Raw genomic sequence first — 16941 nt, 5'->3', positions numbered from 1 at the left:
CAGTTTAACCTGTTAATTATATTGTGATGATTATTCAGGGCGAATATCGTCTTGAGCTAACAGAATCTGATCGATGGCTGCTTGATCAACTGACTTTAAGAAGGAGAATTTCATCGTGCAATTTCACCATAATGGATATGTGTCAACTGACCCCCGTATCGTTCCGGCAGAAGGGTATGGGATAAATCGCGCGGAAGAACTACCGGATGAAATGGATGTGCTGATCGTGGGCTCCGGACCTGCTGGCATGTTGCTGGCAGCGCAGTTGTCACAGTACCCAAGTGTGAATGCTCGCCTGATTGAGAGTCGGGATAAGCGATTAGAAGTCGGACAGGCTGATGGTATTCAGGCTCGCAGTGTCGAGACATTTCAGGCGTTTGGTTTTGCTGACCGCATTACTGCTGAGGCGTATCAAATCTGTGAAATGAATTTTTGGACACCGTCCAAAGATAAACCGGAAAATATCGTTCGCACACAGCGTACTTTGGATGATGCACATGGTATTAGTGAGTTTCCACACCTGATCGTGAACCAGGCGCGGGTGCTTGATTATTTTGCCGAAGTTGCAGCGATTTCACCGGGGCGCATCACTCCGGACTACGGCATTGCCTTTGTTGATCTTGAAGTTGGTGAGGGCGAGTATCCGGTCTCAGTCACAGTGCGTTATACCGCAGGTGAGCGAAGAGGTGAGGAACGTGTCATCCGTACCAAGTACGCCGTGGGTTGTGACGGTGCGCGCAGTGGAGTGCGTAAAGCAATCGGGCGTCAGCATATTGGTGATCCGGCGCTGCATGCATGGGGCGTGATGGATGCGTTGGCAGTCACCGATTTCCCCGATATTCGTACCAAATGTGCTATCCAGTCAAAAGATCACGGCAGTATATTGCTGATTCCACGAGAGGGTGGTTACCTTTTCCGCATGTATGTTGATTTGGGTGATGTGGCAGCCGATGACAACGGCGAAGTACGCAAAACACCCTTAGAAGACATCATCGCGCAGGCAAATGCCATTATTCACCCCTACACTCTGGATGTGAAAGATGTGGCGTGGTGGTCGGTCTATGAAGTTGGGCATCGGGTAACGGATAAGTTTGATGATGTGGCGATTGGCGAGGAGGATAAACGTCTGCCGCATGTGTTTATTTGTGGTGACGCTTGTCATACACACAGTGCCAAAGCCGGTCAGGGTATGAATGTGTCGATGCAGGATGGCTTTAATCTGGGTTGGAAGTTGGGTTCGGTCTTAACAGGTCGTAGTCCGGAATCATTACTTGCCACTTACTCTGCCGAGCGTCAGGTGATTGCGCAGAACCTGATTGATTTTGACAAGGAGTGGTCGACTCTGATGGCGAAGAAGCCGGAAGAGTTCGACAGCCCTGAGGACTTAGGCGATTTTTATGTGCGCACTGCCGAGTTCCCCGCAGGTTTTATGACGCAATATACCGAGTCCATGATTACGGGCAATGACGCTCACCAAACTTTAGCTAAGGGATTCACTGTCGGTAAACGCTTCAAATCAGCACCGGTGATGCGAATTGCTGATGCCGTACCAGCACACCTTGGTCATCATGCGAAAGCCGATGGTTGCTGGCGTATCTATGCCTTTGCTGATACAGATAGGACGGCACTCAATGCATGGGCGGATTGGTTGTCGAATGATCCTGCCTCACCGCTAAATGTGCACACTCCTAAAGGAAGTCATTTTACGAGTCGGTTTGATGTGAAAGTGATTTATCAGCAAGGCCATCACGATGTGGAAGTCCCTGATATTCCCAAGGTATTCCTGCCAAAAGTGGGGAAATTTGGTCTGGTTGATTACGAGAAAATTTACGCGACTCAGGCCGATAGCGACATCTTTTCGCTGCGTGAGATTGATACTGGAGGAGCCGTAGTAATTGTGCGTCCGGATCAGTATGTGGCGCAGGTTTTACCATTTTCCGCAACCGATGAGTTGGCGGCGTTTTTCTTGCAAAACCTGACGGTGAACACTCCTTAATTTGCCCACACCTACCGCTGTTGGTGTTTATGTCCTATTTGGTTATGATGGGTGAATAGAGCAAACTAGGACTGAACGTTATGGTATCAGTATTACAACATTTGAACGCTTCTTTTACAGAGTACCTTGAAGGAGAGCAGGATGTAGAGTTTCGCAGTGAATATGTAGGTGGTGAGATTTACGCCATGGCAGGTGCAAGTGAGACACATAACACGATTGCGGGTGATTTTTATGCCCGTATCAACATACACCTACCGGCACATTGCCGAGTCTGGCAATCAGATATGAAGGTTGTTGGAAGTACGCTTGATTTGCAGCCTTTCAGTTATTATCCCGATATTATGGCTGCCTGTGATGCTGACGATGATGAGAATGCTTATTACCGCACTAACCCATTGCTGATTGCCGAAGTGCTTTCAAAGTCGACGCATCGCATTGATTTGAATGAAAAGCTATCAAGCTACACCCAGATTAAATCTCTCTTAGAATACGTCGTAGTATCTCAAGACACTCCATTCGTTCGAGTGTATCGTCGAAGAACCAATTGGCAGATTGAAATCTTTGGTGCTGAGGATAATATTCTGTTGGAGTCTATCGACTTAGAGTTGCCCGTGACAGATATCTACAGGCGAGTCCGACGCGAAGTTGGATTAGATATACCGCCATTGTAGATGATTCAGTTACTGCTCACTCACTTCATAATCACGTTTACTGCTTAGGCGGTATCGCCATATTAGTGACATGTTTCACATTATTTGGCTACATCACAGAGAGAGTATTTCCGTGTCGAATCACGGGAAAGAAATGATATGATGTCCAGAGTTTGACCACTGCATTTAAAAGGAAGTAAATGGTTAGTCAACTCGGATGGATTGATTTTTCGTCAGAAGACAGAGGTAAAGTTAAACAAGCTCTGGCGATGATGGCAGACAAAGGCACGCTTGATGAATTAGGCATTGGTCAGATCCGTGATGCATTTGCTGATTTGCTTTTCCCCGGTATATCCACAATCCAAACACGGGCAAAGTATTTCATATTTGTTCCGCGCTTACTAAGAGAGTACCAACAACTCCCATCAGCCAAACGCAAGAAGCAACCATTACAACAGTATCTTAAAACGCAGGAGAATGAGCTAACACGCCAACTTGTTGAATGTTGTTCTATCGATGAACTGGGCATCATCGGACGAACATCGATCGCATCAGGTGGTGTTAAACAATTACCCTCAACTATCTATTGGGGAGGCTTAAGAAAATTTCATATTGCTAATACCACCGCTAGCTTGGCTGAGGTGGCGCGTGCATTACAAAGTAATGAAGAAAGGTTGTCTTATGATCATCAGGACGATGCTACTGATCACACTGAAAGTGCCTTGATTGAACTGCCTGATAACGACCCTGTTTGGCGGAATGAGTCGAAATTACAAATGCAATTAAGTGCAGTTGAGGCGAAATTCTTAACCGCAAAAATGACTGAAACGATAGGTTTAGAAGATAGTATATTTGCACAAATATTCGCTAGTGAACTCATACATGGTGATGTAGCTCCGTATGAAATGGAGTTTGATGAACTAGTTGAAAAAATGCTTCATGAACAGACCGTTTCTGAAGCCTGCAAACATAACCTCAAGCTGGCTAGTGACTTTAGTTTAGCTATGGAAGGTCCTCATATTGTGCTTAACCTCCTGCTTGCTCAGGCTAATGGTGATGAATTACAAGTGATGGATTTATCAGAGGGATATAAGGGATGGGCAAAAAAAGCGCGTGCCAGAGATGTTTTTAACACTAATTCGGTGAATGGTTGGCTGACGGTAAGAGTCGATGGAAAGCCTCGTAATATAAAGCCACATACACAGTTATTTATCCGCGAATTTGCAGCTACATTTCTGGCTTCTTCAAATCATCATGCAGCGGAAGACATCCAAAAAATTGTTAGCCAACAATCTCATAAAAACAAAGGTAAGCTCAGTAAATTGAAAAATAATGCACCTTATGAGAATTGGATTGGTGTTGAGCGATTAGATTTTCGATGGAGTACTGCAAAAGTAATCCTAAAAGATTTATCTGAGGGGTTAGCTAATGTTATCACCTGACAAGAACCGCTTAGATTATGGTGAACAATTGCAAGCTCCTGAAGGGTACGAGTTAGATGCAGCCATTGCAACCAGTTATAGCGTGGACTTAGATACTCTGTTGGCAGTGCCAATTGCCTTGTGTTTCGGGAATACATTGGAGGGAGATTTAAGAGGTGAAAAGCTAGCACTGTTAGAGGCGATCAGTAGATTAAATAAACGGCTAAAGGTGTTTTATCAAAAAGGTAACATTGCTCAGCCCATTGCATTTAATCAGTTATTCACCTTACTAGAGCCGTGCTTATATCCAATTGTTCCTGACAAAGCATTCTCTTCATTCCACCCCAAACTTTGGTTGATTAGATATACAGCTCTGGAAAAAAATATTAAACCTGCTGTTAAGTACCGCTTTATTATTCTGTCAAGAAACCTGACGATGGATCGTAGTTGGGATGTTGCGGTGAGTTTGGCCGGTGAGCTTAAAAAGAAGCCTAATCAGGAAGCCGCTAATACATATTGGTTAACTTGGATTGAAAATTTACTTGAGTCGAGTACGGACTTTGAACCTCGACGTGAGTTTCTTCGCGAGTTACCTCGTATTCACTGGGAAACTCCCTCGGGATTTGATAGTACTCCTGAGATATTTATAGGTGATAGTGAACATTCACCTCTGAAGTTTCCTTCCTATACAAATGATCAGCTACTGGTTACCTCACCTTTCTTGTCTAAAGCGGCATTGGATGATCTTCAAAGTTATGCACCTAAGGGAGAGCGATATTTATTTAGTCGTGCTGAAGAACTGAATGCGCTTAGTGATAAAGAGCTTTCAGGATGGAAGTGTTATGCGATTAATGAAAACATGGTTAATGCGGATGCTGGTGAATTAGAACCAGATGATTCAGCAGTAGCGGGAAAGCCTTATAATTTACATGCAAAGTTGATTGTTTCTCGCAAGGCATCACGGGTGTGTTGGCACATTGGTTCGGCAAATGCCACAAATGCTGCACTGGGGTGCGATAATCAAATGCCGCTCAACACAGAGGCCATGCTGAGACTTTCTGGTGATAATCGCAAAGTTGGCCCTGATGTTCTAATGGAACAATGGGTGGGTGTTGAAGAGGATGAAAACGGGCTTTTTGTCAGATATAAACCTCAGTCTGAAGCTGTTGATGTAAGGCACCCAGCCACTAATCAAATGCGTGAAATCGTATTTGACTTAATCAATTCTGATTGGCAACAAGAGGCGATCCTAAGGTCGGAAGACGACAAGTATGATCTTCACTTAAGTGTTGATGGTTTTGTTTTGCATGATCATCATAATGTTGAGATTCAAGTCTCACAACTAGCCTTTGGAAAACCACTGCCACTAATCGACAAAATGTTCTGGTCAGACGTTGCCGTGTCCGAAGTATCTGCTTTTGTACCGGTTAAGGTGACTGTTCAAGTTACTGGTGAGGAAGATCTGGTTGAGATGGTTATGATCGAAACTGATCTCGATATAGAAGGTGGTGATAACCGTCAGCAAGAGGTACTAAAAAAGATAGTCGATGGTGAAGATAAAATTCTCAACTATATTAGTTTGTTATTACAAAGTCAGCCTGACAAATCTCAATGGCTTGCTTTCGAAAAGATGAATTTCTCAAACAATAATACTGATGGGAGCTTTTTTAGTAATAGTCCGGTTTATGAGCAACTTTTGTGGGCCGCTGCCGAGCATCCATATTTGTTAAAGCGTATTCAGGTAATGGTGACTGAGTTCAGGCGAGCTGGCATTTCTCTCCCAGATGATTTTGCAACACTTTGGTCTCATTTTGAGAAAGAGGTGCCGAGTAAATGACAGACGAAATAACTGAGGTTATTGAGCATTTAGATGAGGTGTTGGCGGGTCTGAAAGATTTCCAGAGGGCTACTGTTGCAAGTGTGCTTACTCGGTTTCAGTCTGGCGAAAATAATGAACGTATGTTAGTTGCAGATGAGGTGGGGCTCGGAAAAACGATTGTCGCCAAAGGAGTGATTGCCGAGCTATTGAAAGAGAGAATTGAGCGTTACTCTTGTCAGTCAGGGAATACGCCATTCAGCCCTTTGAGAGTCACCTATATTTGCTCTAACTTGACGCTAGCCAATGAAAATCGCAAGAAACTAGCTGTTTTTAAAGATGAAGCGCAGGAGAAGTATGTTCTGGAGCCGCGTTATAGTCGTTTACTTGAGATTGCTGTAGCCGAAGTTCAGCCAGATAAGAATGGAAAATATTTAGAACTATGTTCATTAACACCTTCGACATCGTTCAACTTAACACAAGGCTATGGAAACTGGCGAGAACGGTTAATTATTTATTTTGCGCTAATTGATCATTCAAAGCTGTCAGAGTACTCAGAAACATTAAGTGATTTTTTAAGCGATGGAGTGAAAAACTGGGAGGAGCAACGCATTGCATTTCCTGATTCAAAAATAATTTTACCTGAAGTTGCAACGGCATTTCATGAGCGCTTATCTAAAACTCTGGATGTCATTGAGAGAGCTAAATACGGCATTGGCGATGGCTATAAAACAGCTTTAGAAGCACTGTTAGCTTACTCACAGAGCTCGTCTGCTATCAGTAATTCTACTCATTTCAAAACCTACTTACGCTTACTCATGGCCAGAGCATGTGCAAAGCATTTATCGGCAGACTTATTTATTCTGGATGAATTTCAACGCTTTAAATCCTTGCTTGCTACACAAAGTGGCGCTGAGGAAGCGCTGATTGCTCAGCAAGTGTTTAAGAATAAGCAGGCATCAAAGGTGTTATTACTTTCAGCAACACCTTTTAAGGCTTTTTCACACAATCAAGATGATGAGAATGGTGAAGCCCATGCGGCTGAATTGAACTTGTTACTCAGGTTTCTTAGTCATGATAATGCAGAAAGCCTGCAAGAATATGAGCAGCATAGAAAAGTACTTCAGCAACAGTTACTGAAACTACGACAGAACAATATGGTGCTTGATGACCTATGTGACCTGTCAAAAGCACAGGTAGAGGGCGTACTAAGGCAATATATTAGTCGTACAGAACGCAGCCAGATTAGTGGGTCTTATGAGGAGGTATTTAGCACTCAAGTAGATCAGTGCATTGATGAGTTTTCAAGTGGTGAAATCACACTGTTTAAAGCCTTAGCGCAACTAGCTAAGTCACTTGCTGAAGAAAGTAGCTCTCGCTCCACTCATCAAGTGATGGAGTTTCATAAAGCAGCACCTTGGGCTTTATCATTCCTGACGGGTTATCAGTTAAGAAGACAACTTGATGTTCATCGCAGTAAGCTAAGAGGTGATATACGGCGTTCACATCAAGGATGGCTGCCCAGAAAAGCTATCAGTAGTTATCGTTTAAAACTTGATGAAGCACCTCATGCTAAAACACGTTCGTTAGTCAAAAAACTGTTTCCCCAGAATAAATTTAAAACGGCTAGCGAGGAGTTGCTTTGGGTGCCACCATCCCTCCCGCATTACCCATTACAGGGTAGTTTTGAAGGGCAGGAAGATTTCAGTAAAACCCTGTTATTTTCATCATGGGCTATTGTACCCAGGGCATTGAGCGGCTTAATTTCATATGAAGCTGAAAGGCGTTTGGTAGCGCACAGCAAACAATCGCAAGACTATTATAAAAGCAAGAAATCACATACACCTGGTTTCAATTTTTCGGCCGACTCAAGCCTGGTCGGTTGGTCATTTATCTATCCATCCAGGGTCATGTGTGAGTTGTCTTCGGCTGGTAGGTGGGCGAGTTTGGATGAGCTGGTAAATGAAAGGGAGTCTTTTTTTAGAGATAAGCTCAAGCACCTCAGTGCGTATGAAACTTCTGATGTGAAAAGTGAGCGTTGGTATGCTTATGCTCCATTTCTCCTAGACTACGAATGTGGCTATAAGAATGAAGTCTGTCAGTGGCTCGATGACTACCGACGAGTGATACAACGAAGAAAACAAGATGGGCGTAAAGGCAAGCAGGCTAGCTACGAGCAATTTTTGAGGAACTGGAACGATAATCTCCTTCGCTTAGGGAAAATGCCCAAAGATTTAGCCCGCTATCTTGCTTATCTTTCAATATCTAGTCCGTCTGTTGTCACAGTGAGAGCATTGAAGAGCCTTTATCAGAATGATATTGAAGAAATTAGAGTAGCGGCTGGAGAGGTAGGAGAAGCAGCAATTACCTTGTTTAATAACCGTATGACTGAGTTAGTCATTACTAAACGGCATAACAATAAAAAATATTTCAAGTCGGTTATTCGCTATGCCGCAGACGGAGATTTTCAAGCGGTTATTGAGGAATATGCACACTTATTAAAAGGTTCTGGCCAGAGCATGGATGATGCAATACGGCAGTTAAGTGAAGTATTAAGTCTTTCTGATACAACCATAGATTGTCAGTTCCGCGAGGTACGCTCGCAGGTTGAAGCAAGTGGTCGGCGCTCTAAGCTGCGTTGCCACTATGCACTACCATTGGGGAACCAAAAATTATCCGATGAAAAAGGTACAAAGCGTATTAGTAATGTTCGCGATGCTTTTAACTCTCCATTTTATCCTTTTGTGTTGAATTCTACTTCGATAGGTCAAGAGGGTCTTGATTTCCACTGGTATTGCTTGCGTATTGTGCATTGGAATCTGCCTAGCAACCCAATTGATATTGAACAGCGCGAGGGGCGGGTTAACCGCTACAAATCATTATTAGTTCGAAGGCGTATTGCGGAGCAATACATAGCGAGTCATCCAGAAACGACAACAAGAAAATTACGAAGACGGTACCGGTGGAATAAGTTGTTTCGTTGGGCAGACAAGCAAACGTCTAGTTCACGTGAAAGCGATTTGATTCCTTACTGGCATTACCCTGAGGGAAAAGCAAAGATAGAACGTTTTGTGCCTCTTATGCCTCTGAGCCAGGATGTTGAGAGGCTACAATATGCTCTTAAGTTACTTGCGTTGTACAGACTTTCCTTTGGGCAACCAAGGCAGGAAGATTTGTTGAAAAACTTATTAGAGAGGGATTTTTCAAAGGAAGAGATAGCATTAATTTTTTCCAAACTAATGATTGATTTATCACCTCTCAATGACGTTAAACATCATTGATCTCAATTTGGGATAAGCCCACTTCTAAATTTTCCTTATTTGTATTCGCTGATCGTTTTGTAGTAGATCAAATCCTATATTCTCAGACCCACTACACATTAATTAACGTATGGCTAGTCACAAAGACTAGCAGACTGCCTTGCTGCGTGTTATTTTAATAAGATACAGATTTTTAGTTTTTTCTATAGAATGTGTATCATAATAATGTTGTTGTGAGGAACGAACATTGAAATTACAAAACTACGCTGAAGGCGAGTGGTATCAGTCATCCCAATCAGGATTGATGCTGCGCCATGCAATCACGGGTGCTGACGTTGCCGAAATCACCAGCGATGGTTTGGATTTCAAAAGCATGCTGGACTACGCCCGTAAAGTTGGTGGCCCCGCAATGCGTAAATACACTTTCCACCAGCGCGCGCTCATGCTTAAAGAGCTCGCCAAGTATTTGATGGAGCGCAAAGAGCTTTTCTACGAGTTATCAAAAGCCACTGGCGCAACCCGAACCGATTCATGGGTAGATATCGAAGGTGGGATCAGCACCTTATTTATTTTCTCCGGCAAAGGCCGCCGCGAGATGCCGAACAGCAATGTAATGCTGGATGGTGCGCAGGAACAGATTTCACGAAATGGTAGTTTTACCGCACAGCACATTTACACGCCGATTGAAGGTGTTGCGGTGCAGATCAATGCCTTTAATTTCCCTTGCTGGGGCATGCTAGAAAAATTAGCGCCGACTTTCTTAGCCGGTGTTCCCACGATTGTAAAACCCGCCAGCCAAACCGCTTATCTCACTGAATTGATGGTTCGCCATATTATCGAGTCCGGTATTTTACCAGAGGGTGCGCTGCAGTTAATTTGCGGTGCTACCGGTGATCTCTTGGATCATATGACTTATCAGGATGCAGTGAGTTTTACTGGTTCTGCGTGGACGGGGCTGAAGCTGAAACAGTCCGAAGCGATTGTGCAAAACAACACGCGCTTTTTCATGGAAGCTGACTCACTGAATTGCTCGATTCTGGGGCGTGATGTGCAGCCCGGCTCTGCGGAATTCGATTTATATATCAAAGAAGTTGCGCGCGAAATGACGGTGAAAGCCGGTCAGAAATGTACTGCGATTCGCCGCGCTATCGTACCAAAAGACCGCATGGAAGCCGTTGCTGAAGCCTTGTCGTCGCGCTTGGCGAAAACCATGGTGGGCGACCCGGATCAGGAAGGGGTACGCATGGGCGCACTTGCCGGCATGGATCAGCGTAGTGATGTGTTGGATCAGGTACGCAAACTGGCCGCAGATAACGAGATTGTCTACGGCAGTATGGATGAGGTTGATGTAGTTGGCGCTTCTGCCGAGACCGGTGCATTTATGTCGCCGATTTTGATGGCCTGCCACGAACCAATCGGTTCTTGTGTGCATGATATTGAAGCCTTTGGCCCGGTTAGCACCTTGGTCCCTTACGAGGATGATCAGGAGGCGATTGAGCTGGCGGCAATGGGCAAAGGGAGCTTGGTGGGTTCGGTAATAACCGCTGACCCTGATATTGCCAGAATCTTAGTATTGGGCGCTGCGCCACATCATGGTCGCATGGTGGTGCTGGATGAAAAGTGCGCCAAAGAATCAACCGGTCACGGTTCACCCTTGGCACACCTGATTCACGGTGGCCCCGGTCGTGCCGGTGGCTCTGAGGAAATGGGCGGTATCCGGGGAGTGAAACACTATATGCAACGCACGGCGATTCAGGGTTCTCCTGACATGTTGACCGCGATTACCAGTGCATGGATGCAGGGTGCTGAGCGCAATACTGATGGCATTCACCCGTTCAGAAAAACCTTTAATGAATTGGCAATTGGTGATGCGATTATCACCGAAAAACGCACCATCACATTGGACGATATTGAAGCCTTTGCCGAGCTTTCCGGCGATAAATTTTATGCCCACATGGATAAAGATGCAGCCCGGCGTAATCCGTTTTTTGAAGATCGGGTAGCACATGGTTATTTCTTGGTATCGATGGCGGCAGGTTTGTTTGTCTGGCCGGATGAAGGGCCGGTACTAGCCAACTATGGCATGGATAATCTGCGGTTTGCGTCGCCCGTGTATGCCGGTGATGAGTTGCAGGTACAGTTTACCTGCAAACAAAAAGTGAATCGTGAGACAGAAGAATATGGCGAAGTGCGCTGGGATACCACCATCGTGAATCAGCATGGTGATGTGGTGGCTAATTATGATGTGTTGACGTTGGTAGCGGATTAGCTTCGGATAGGTGCAGCTAGCAGATAAATGTGTTTAGTCGTAAGGCAATGCAGTGAAATGAGGATAGAGATATGACGCCTGAAGAAAATTTTATGCGCAAGATAGAGGCCGGGGAAAAAATCGAGCCGAAAGATTGGATGCCGGATGACTATCGCAAAAATCTGATCCGTCAGATCTCCCAACACGGTCATTCTGAGATTATCGGTATGCAACCAGAGGGTAACTGGATTACCCGTGCACCGTCTTTGAGGCGCAAAGGGATTTTGCTATCAAAAGTACAGGATGAAGGTGGGCACGGATTGTATTTGTACAGCGCGGTGGAAACGCTGGGCATTAGTCGCAATGAGTTAATCGAAGCACTGCAAACCGGTACAGCGAAGTATGCCTCGATCTTTAATTACCCCGCGCAGACCTGGGGCGATATGGGCGCGATTGGCTGGCTGGTTGATGGCGCGGCAATTGTGAATCAGGTGTCACTACAGCGCACATCTTATGGGCCTTATGCTCGTGCCATGATTCGGATCTGTAAGGAAGAGAGTTTCCATCAGCGTCAGGGTTACGAAATTATGGTTACCTTATCGCGAGGTTCTGCAGCGCAAAAGGCAATGGCACAGGACTCTCTGAATCGTTTTTACTGGCCTGCACTCATGATGTTTGGCCCGCATGATTCGGAGTCAGCACACTCGGCGCGTTCTATGAAATGGAAAATTAAACGTGAAACCAATGATGACTTACGTCAGAAATTTGTGGATCAAACGGTGAAACAGATTGAAGTGCTGGGGCTGGAACACCCGGATAAAGACCTGAAATGGAACGAGGAACGCGGTCATTATGACTTTGGCGAAATCGACTGGGATGAATTCTATAACGTGATTAATGGTAATGGTCATGCCAATCGCCAGCGCATTGAGCACCATGTTCGGGCACATGAAGAAGGCGAGTGGGTGCGCGAAGCCATGCATGCCTATCGTGATAAGAAAAGATCCGCCAAGCAACAGGCCGCATAGGAGACAACCATGGCGACACAAGAATTAGATTTATATGAAGTATTTCTCCGCTCACGTCGCGGCCTTGACCACAAGCATGTTGGCAGTTTGCACGCCGAAGACCATGAGCAAGCACTGGAATATGCCCGTGATGTTTATACGCGCAGGAGTGAAGGGGTGAGTATTTGGGTGGTGCGCTCCAGTGATATTTGCGCCTCTCAGGAAGATGACAGCGATAGCTTTTTTGATCCGTCAGATGACAAGCCGTATCGCCATGCTATGTATTACGAGCTGCCAAAAGCAGTGGACAATATGTGAGGCGTGAGATGACTGAGACAGATTTAAAACAAGCAACCATGCAGTACGTGACGCGTCTGGGAGATGACTCGATCATATTGAGTCACCGGATATCAGAGTGGTGTAGTAACGGCCCATTTCTTGAAGAAGATCTGGCTTTGCAAAATGTAGCGCTGGATTTTTTAGGTCGTGCGCGAATGTATTTTACGTATGCGGCAGAGCTGGAAGGTGAGGGCCGTACGGAAGATGACTTTGCTTATCTTCGTGATGAGCGTCAATACACCAATCTGCTGATTAACGAGTTGCCGCGTGTGGATTTTGCTCACACCATGGCGCGCCAGTTGTTTGTGGATGTGTTTAATACGCTATTTTTGCAACAGCAGCTGCAGTCGAAGGATGAAACCTTAGCCGCGGTTGCCGCCAAAGCGGTGAAGGAAACCCGTTATCACTTGCGTCGCAGTCATGAATGGACGCTGCGTTTGGGGGATGGCACCGCAGAAAGCCACCAGCGTATGCAAAATGCGGTTGATAATTTATGGGGCTACACCCATGAAATGTTCGATGTCGATGCCTTGGAACAGCAACTAATTGAAGCCGGTATTGCGGTGGACAGTGCAGCCTTGCGTCCACAATGGTTGGAAAAAGTCACTGCTATTTTAACTGAAGCGACACTGACTGTGCCTGAAGACAGTTGGGTGGTACGCGGTGGCCGAACCGGTTATCACACGGAAAACCTCGGTCATTTATTAACTGAAATGCAGTTTTTACACCGCGCTCACCCCGGCGTGACTTGGTAGGTCGGCGTGACGTCATCGATTAGCGATATTCCAGTTGTTTCGAATGCATGGGCGGAGCGTTTACAGCACCGCCAGCAATCGCAAGTGCCCGAGTTATGGGACATGCTGGATGTGGTGAATGATCCTGAAGTACCGGCGCTGAGTCTCTGGGATCTTGGTGTGCTATGTGATTTACACAAAGATGAATATGGCAAAGTCACCGTATGGATTACTCCCACTTATTCTGGTTGTCCAGCCATTAGCACCATGCAGGATGATATTGAATCCGAGCTGGCCAGAGCGGGCTTTAACGATTATGAAGTGAAGACAAAATTGGCGCCGGCCTGGACGACGGATTGGTTGTCTCCCGAGGGTCGCCGCAAATTACGCGAGTATGGTATTGCGCCGCCTACGCAGTCTGCTTGTGGCAATGCATCAGGCTTAACGCCAGAGTTCGGGGTCGAATGTCCGCACTGTAGTTCGTCAGATACCAAACGGCTCAGCGAATTCGGCTCTACCGCTTGTAAAGCATTGTTTCAGTGCAATGATTGCCACGAAGCGTTTGATTACTTTAAACAAATTTAACCTATAGGACGACAGCATGTCGGATACCCGTTTTTATCCCTTAACGATTTCAGATGTGCAACCTGAAACTGACACCGCGATCCGTGTCACCTTCGAGGTGCCGGATGCGCTAAAACAAACGTTTCGCTTTAAGCAGGGGCAATTCCTGACGCTTAAGGCTGAGATTGAGGGTAAGGATATACGTCGTTCTTATTCGATTTGTTCCGGAGTGTCAGACGGTCATATGCGGGTGGGAATTAAACGGGTTAAAGGCGGGGCGTTCTCTAATTATGCTAACGACCATTTCAAGGTGGGTAATACCATTGAGGTGATGCCACCGCAAGGGAGTTTTTACACCGAAACAGATCCACAGCAAGCGAAGAATTATATGTGTATTGCGGTGGGTAGCGGCATTACGCCGATTCTGTCGATTATCAAAACCGTCTTGCATGATGAGCCGGGGAGTCGTGTGACCTTGATTTATGGCAACCGCAGAACTAATTCTGTGATGTTTAAAGAGGAGCTGGGCTTTATTAAAAATCAGTATCTCCCCCGATTTAACTGGATCAATATTATGAATCAGGAAGATCAGGGGGCTGATGTGTTGAATGGCCGGATTGATAATGAAAAGGGCACACAGCTGCACAAAGCCAAGCTGACTAATCTGCTCACCACGGATGAGGTGTTTATCTGCGGGCCCGAGAGTATGATGTCGGAAGTGTCGCGTGGTTTTCGTGGAGTGGGTTTTAGTGATGACCGGATTCATTACGAGCTGTTTGCTAACTCGGCTGAAGATAGCGAGAAAATATTGGAAAAAGCACAGCAGCGAATTGATACCTATGGCGAGGCTAAAACCAGTAAGGTAACCGTGGTAGCGGATGGGCGCTCGTTGATGTTTGATCTGGCGACGGTGGGTGAAAATATTCTGGATGCGGGTATGCATCATGGTATGGAGCTACCTTATTCTTGTAAGGCAGGAGTGTGTTCTACCTGTAAAGCCAAGCTAGTGAGTGGGCAGGTGGATATGGATATTAATCATGGGCTGGAACCGCATGAGGTGGAAGCGGGGTATATATTAGCTTGTCAGGCGCATCCGGTGTCGGACGAGGTGGTGGTGGATTTTGATCAGAGGTGATGGTGGTATTGAATGTGAGCCACCTGAACTATTTACCTGTCCTGATTCTCTGCATCACTTGGTAATTCAAGTAGTTCTGCTAGGTTCGTCAGCGTTGTTTCATAGTGTGAGCATGATAGATCTGATAGACATTATTGTGCTACCATTTAAGTACACACTTTAAAGGTGCTACTTATGCAATCTTTCACAATACGAGACTTACGAGAACGAACCGGTGAGTTAAGCCAAGCGGCTGAGAAGGGCGAATTGTCACTAGTGACACGGCACGGCCACCCGTTATTTGTGGGTGTTCCTTTTAACGATAAGATCGTTCAACATGGTGTCTATATTGCGTTAGCCGAGCATTTATTCCAGTCGGGCGGTATGAGTATAGGTAAAGCAGCTAAGCTTGCTGGTATGTCACTTGTTGCTTTTACAGAGCACTTAAGCCGCTTAGGTATCTCGGTTGTAAACTATGACCCAGAAGAGCTAGATGCAGAGCTGGACTACTTCAATACATGAAACGTTCGATTATTGTCGCTGATGCAGGGCCGTTGATTGCTCTTGCCAAACTAGAGCAACTTGAACTACTGCATGAGATATTTTCTGAAGTGCATGTGCCTGAAACGGTTTACCTTGAAGTCACTCATCATCAAGCAAGAGATGATGCTCAACTGCTAACATCGTTTATCAAAGCGTCAGCGGAACTGCATCCTGTTTTAGAGAATAGTTTTGTTGAAGAACTGAGTCAGTCTTTGGACGATGGTGAAGTGCAAGCTTTAGCGCTCGCCCAGAGCTTGGAGTGCGGTGTGCTAATGGATGAAGCGCGTGGTCGGAAGATTGCGGACTACTATGAAATTTCAGTGGTGGGTATGCTTGGAGTGTTGCTTCAAGCAAAACAATTGGGGTTGATTGAAAGTGTAAAGCCACTAATTTATCAGTTGCAGAAAGCTAATTATCGTTTGTCTACTGGTCTTGTTAGTAAAGTGTTGAGTCTAGCAAAGGAGTAGGCATTAGGTTTGCTCCTTGAGGTAATTATCCTCCCGGAGCTATTTACTTTTCCCAATTGTTTTCCAGCTCTCTACACCATTAGGTAATTTCAGTTGTTCAGCTATACTGGTCAGCGTCTTTAGGGCTTGCGCGTGCCCTATCTTCTTGGCGATTTGATAAGCATGAGCCCAACTTTTATGCGCCTCATCGTTTTGATTACTTTGCCACTGACTATGACCGATATTAATAGTCGTCAAACACGTTCCAGCAGCATCGCCGATCTCCAGCGCTATGTCGAGAGCCTGTTTTAGGTATCTCAGTGCAGTTCCAAAATCGCCGTGAGTATGAGCAATAGTTGCTATATCGTTAAGTGTCGTACCTTCACCTGATTTATCACCGATCTTCTGTCTTATGTCGAGAGATTGATGTAGGTATGTCAATGCACTTTTATAGTCGCCGCGAGCAGCGAATATTTTAGAGATATTGTTGAGAGTATTACCTTCGCCGGACTTATCACCAATCTCCAATCTTATGTTGAGAGCCTGATGAAGGTAAGTCAGTGCAGATTCATAGTCGCCGCGAGCCTTGAATATCTGAGAGATATTATTGAGCGTAGTGCCTTCGCCGGACTTATCGCCGATCTCCCAGGGCAATCGCTTGAAACCACCCAAGGAAATTAGGCATAAAGGAAGCTTTTCGGAGCCCCGCTATGTCCAAGTCCCTGAACAAGCTTCTGGAGTGTCTCGAGTCACTTAACGATCCTCGTCAATCCTGGAAGGTTCGTAAGCGTCAGACAAACTAC

14 protein-coding genes are annotated in these 16941 nt (G+C 45.5%); 13 read left to right on the top strand and 1 reads right to left on the bottom strand.

Translation table 11 applies throughout. The annotated features are described in order from the left end of the window. The first annotated feature begins 115 nt into the window (after positions 1–115). The 13 genes from DKW60_RS14770 to DKW60_RS14710 all read left to right on the top strand — a co-directional run bounded on the left by DKW60_RS14770 (position 116) and on the right by DKW60_RS14710 (position 16159). Complete coding sequence (locus tag DKW60_RS14770) at positions 116–1996, top strand: FAD-binding monooxygenase (RefSeq protein ID WP_109838431.1); 1881 nt, start codon at positions 116–118, stop codon at positions 1994–1996. An 80-nt stretch (positions 1997–2076) separates the two neighbouring features. Beyond that, positions 2077–2667 carry a Uma2 family endonuclease gene (locus tag DKW60_RS14765; protein ID WP_109838430.1) on the top strand — a complete coding sequence of 197 codons (591 nt, stop codon included), beginning with the start codon at positions 2077–2079 and terminating at the stop codon, positions 2665–2667. A gap of 179 nt (positions 2668–2846) precedes the next feature. After that, positions 2847–4088, top strand: coding sequence for a DUF6361 family protein (locus DKW60_RS14760; RefSeq protein ID WP_109838429.1), 1242 nt, complete (start codon positions 2847–2849; stop codon positions 4086–4088). Beyond that, entirely contained in the window at positions 4075–5904 is a 1830-nt protein-coding gene (locus tag DKW60_RS14755; protein ID WP_109838428.1) for a phospholipase D family protein, read from the top strand. Before DKW60_RS14760 ends, DKW60_RS14755 begins: the two co-directional genes overlap by 14 nt. Next, the gene (locus DKW60_RS14750; RefSeq protein WP_109838427.1) at positions 5901–9164 is read left to right on the top strand and encodes a DEAD/DEAH box helicase; all 3264 of its coding nucleotides are present in this window, start codon (positions 5901–5903) and stop codon (positions 9162–9164) included. The genes DKW60_RS14755 and DKW60_RS14750 overlap by 4 nt, the downstream gene beginning before the upstream one ends. Before the next feature lie 226 nt (positions 9165–9390). Next, positions 9391–11412, top strand: a complete 2022-nt coding sequence (paaZ, locus tag DKW60_RS14745) for a phenylacetic acid degradation bifunctional protein PaaZ (RefSeq protein ID WP_109838426.1) — start codon at positions 9391–9393, stop codon at positions 11410–11412. Positions 11413–11483: 71 nt separating this feature from the next. After that, positions 11484–12419, top strand: coding sequence for a 1,2-phenylacetyl-CoA epoxidase subunit PaaA (gene paaA / locus DKW60_RS14740; RefSeq protein ID WP_109838425.1), 936 nt, complete (start codon positions 11484–11486; stop codon positions 12417–12419). Between the two features lie 9 nt (positions 12420–12428). Beyond that, positions 12429–12716, top strand: a complete 288-nt coding sequence (gene paaB / locus DKW60_RS14735; protein WP_109838424.1) for a 1,2-phenylacetyl-CoA epoxidase subunit PaaB — start codon at positions 12429–12431, stop codon at positions 12714–12716. 8 nt (positions 12717–12724) lie between these two features. Further along, positions 12725–13492, top strand: a complete 768-nt coding sequence (gene paaC / locus DKW60_RS14730) for a 1,2-phenylacetyl-CoA epoxidase subunit PaaC (protein WP_109838423.1) — start codon at positions 12725–12727, stop codon at positions 13490–13492. A 6-nt stretch (positions 13493–13498) separates the two neighbouring features. Beyond that, positions 13499–14056: a 1,2-phenylacetyl-CoA epoxidase subunit PaaD gene (gene paaD / locus DKW60_RS14725; RefSeq protein ID WP_245929717.1), complete on the top strand. Its 558-nt coding sequence runs from the start codon at positions 13499–13501 to the stop codon at positions 14054–14056. Between the two features lie 16 nt (positions 14057–14072). Beyond that, the gene (paaE, locus tag DKW60_RS14720) at positions 14073–15170 is read left to right on the top strand and encodes a 1,2-phenylacetyl-CoA epoxidase subunit PaaE (RefSeq protein WP_109838422.1); all 1098 of its coding nucleotides are present in this window, start codon (positions 14073–14075) and stop codon (positions 15168–15170) included. Between the two features lie 174 nt (positions 15171–15344). After that, a complete protein-coding gene (locus DKW60_RS14715; RefSeq protein ID WP_109838421.1) occupies positions 15345–15671 on the top strand; it encodes a UPF0175 family protein in 327 nt (108 codons plus the stop codon). Beyond that, positions 15668–16159 (top strand): PIN domain-containing protein, encoded by a 492-nt coding sequence (locus DKW60_RS14710; RefSeq protein ID WP_109838420.1) that lies wholly within the window; start codon positions 15668–15670, stop codon positions 16157–16159. The genes DKW60_RS14715 and DKW60_RS14710 overlap by 4 nt, the downstream gene beginning before the upstream one ends. Positions 16160–16198: 39 nt before the next feature. Here DKW60_RS14710 and DKW60_RS14705 read toward each other — a convergent pair whose 3' ends face one another. Then, positions 16199–16792 (bottom strand): tetratricopeptide repeat protein, encoded by a 594-nt coding sequence (locus DKW60_RS14705; protein WP_219988770.1) that lies wholly within the window; start codon positions 16790–16792, stop codon positions 16199–16201. Between the last annotated feature and the right edge of the window lie 149 nt (positions 16793–16941).

It is taken from the genome of Leucothrix pacifica (assembly GCF_003172875.1).
Lineage (GTDB): Bacteria > Pseudomonadota > Gammaproteobacteria > Thiotrichales > Thiotrichaceae > Leucothrix > Leucothrix pacifica.
This window is presented reverse-complemented; position numbering and strand designations above follow the sequence as displayed.

Coding starts and splice junctions, on each gene's coding strand:
- paaB (WP_109838424.1), top strand. CDS start 12,429: ATGGCGACACAAGAATTAGATTTATATGAAGTATTTCTCCGCTCACGT.
- DKW60_RS14760 (WP_109838429.1), top strand. CDS start 2,847: ATGGTTAGTCAACTCGGATGGATTGATTTTTCGTCAGAAGACAGAGGT.
- paaE (WP_109838422.1), top strand. CDS start 14,073: ATGTCGGATACCCGTTTTTATCCCTTAACGATTTCAGATGTGCAACCT.
- DKW60_RS14755 (WP_109838428.1), top strand. CDS start 4,075: ATGTTATCACCTGACAAGAACCGCTTAGATTATGGTGAACAATTGCAA.
- DKW60_RS14765 (WP_109838430.1), top strand. CDS start 2,077: ATGGTATCAGTATTACAACATTTGAACGCTTCTTTTACAGAGTACCTT.
- DKW60_RS14715 (WP_109838421.1), top strand. CDS start 15,345: ATGCAATCTTTCACAATACGAGACTTACGAGAACGAACCGGTGAGTTA.
- DKW60_RS14710 (WP_109838420.1), top strand. CDS start 15,668: ATGAAACGTTCGATTATTGTCGCTGATGCAGGGCCGTTGATTGCTCTT.
- paaC (WP_109838423.1), top strand. CDS start 12,725: ATGACTGAGACAGATTTAAAACAAGCAACCATGCAGTACGTGACGCGT.
- paaA (WP_109838425.1), top strand. CDS start 11,484: ATGACGCCTGAAGAAAATTTTATGCGCAAGATAGAGGCCGGGGAAAAA.
- DKW60_RS14750 (WP_109838427.1), top strand. CDS start 5,901: ATGACAGACGAAATAACTGAGGTTATTGAGCATTTAGATGAGGTGTTG.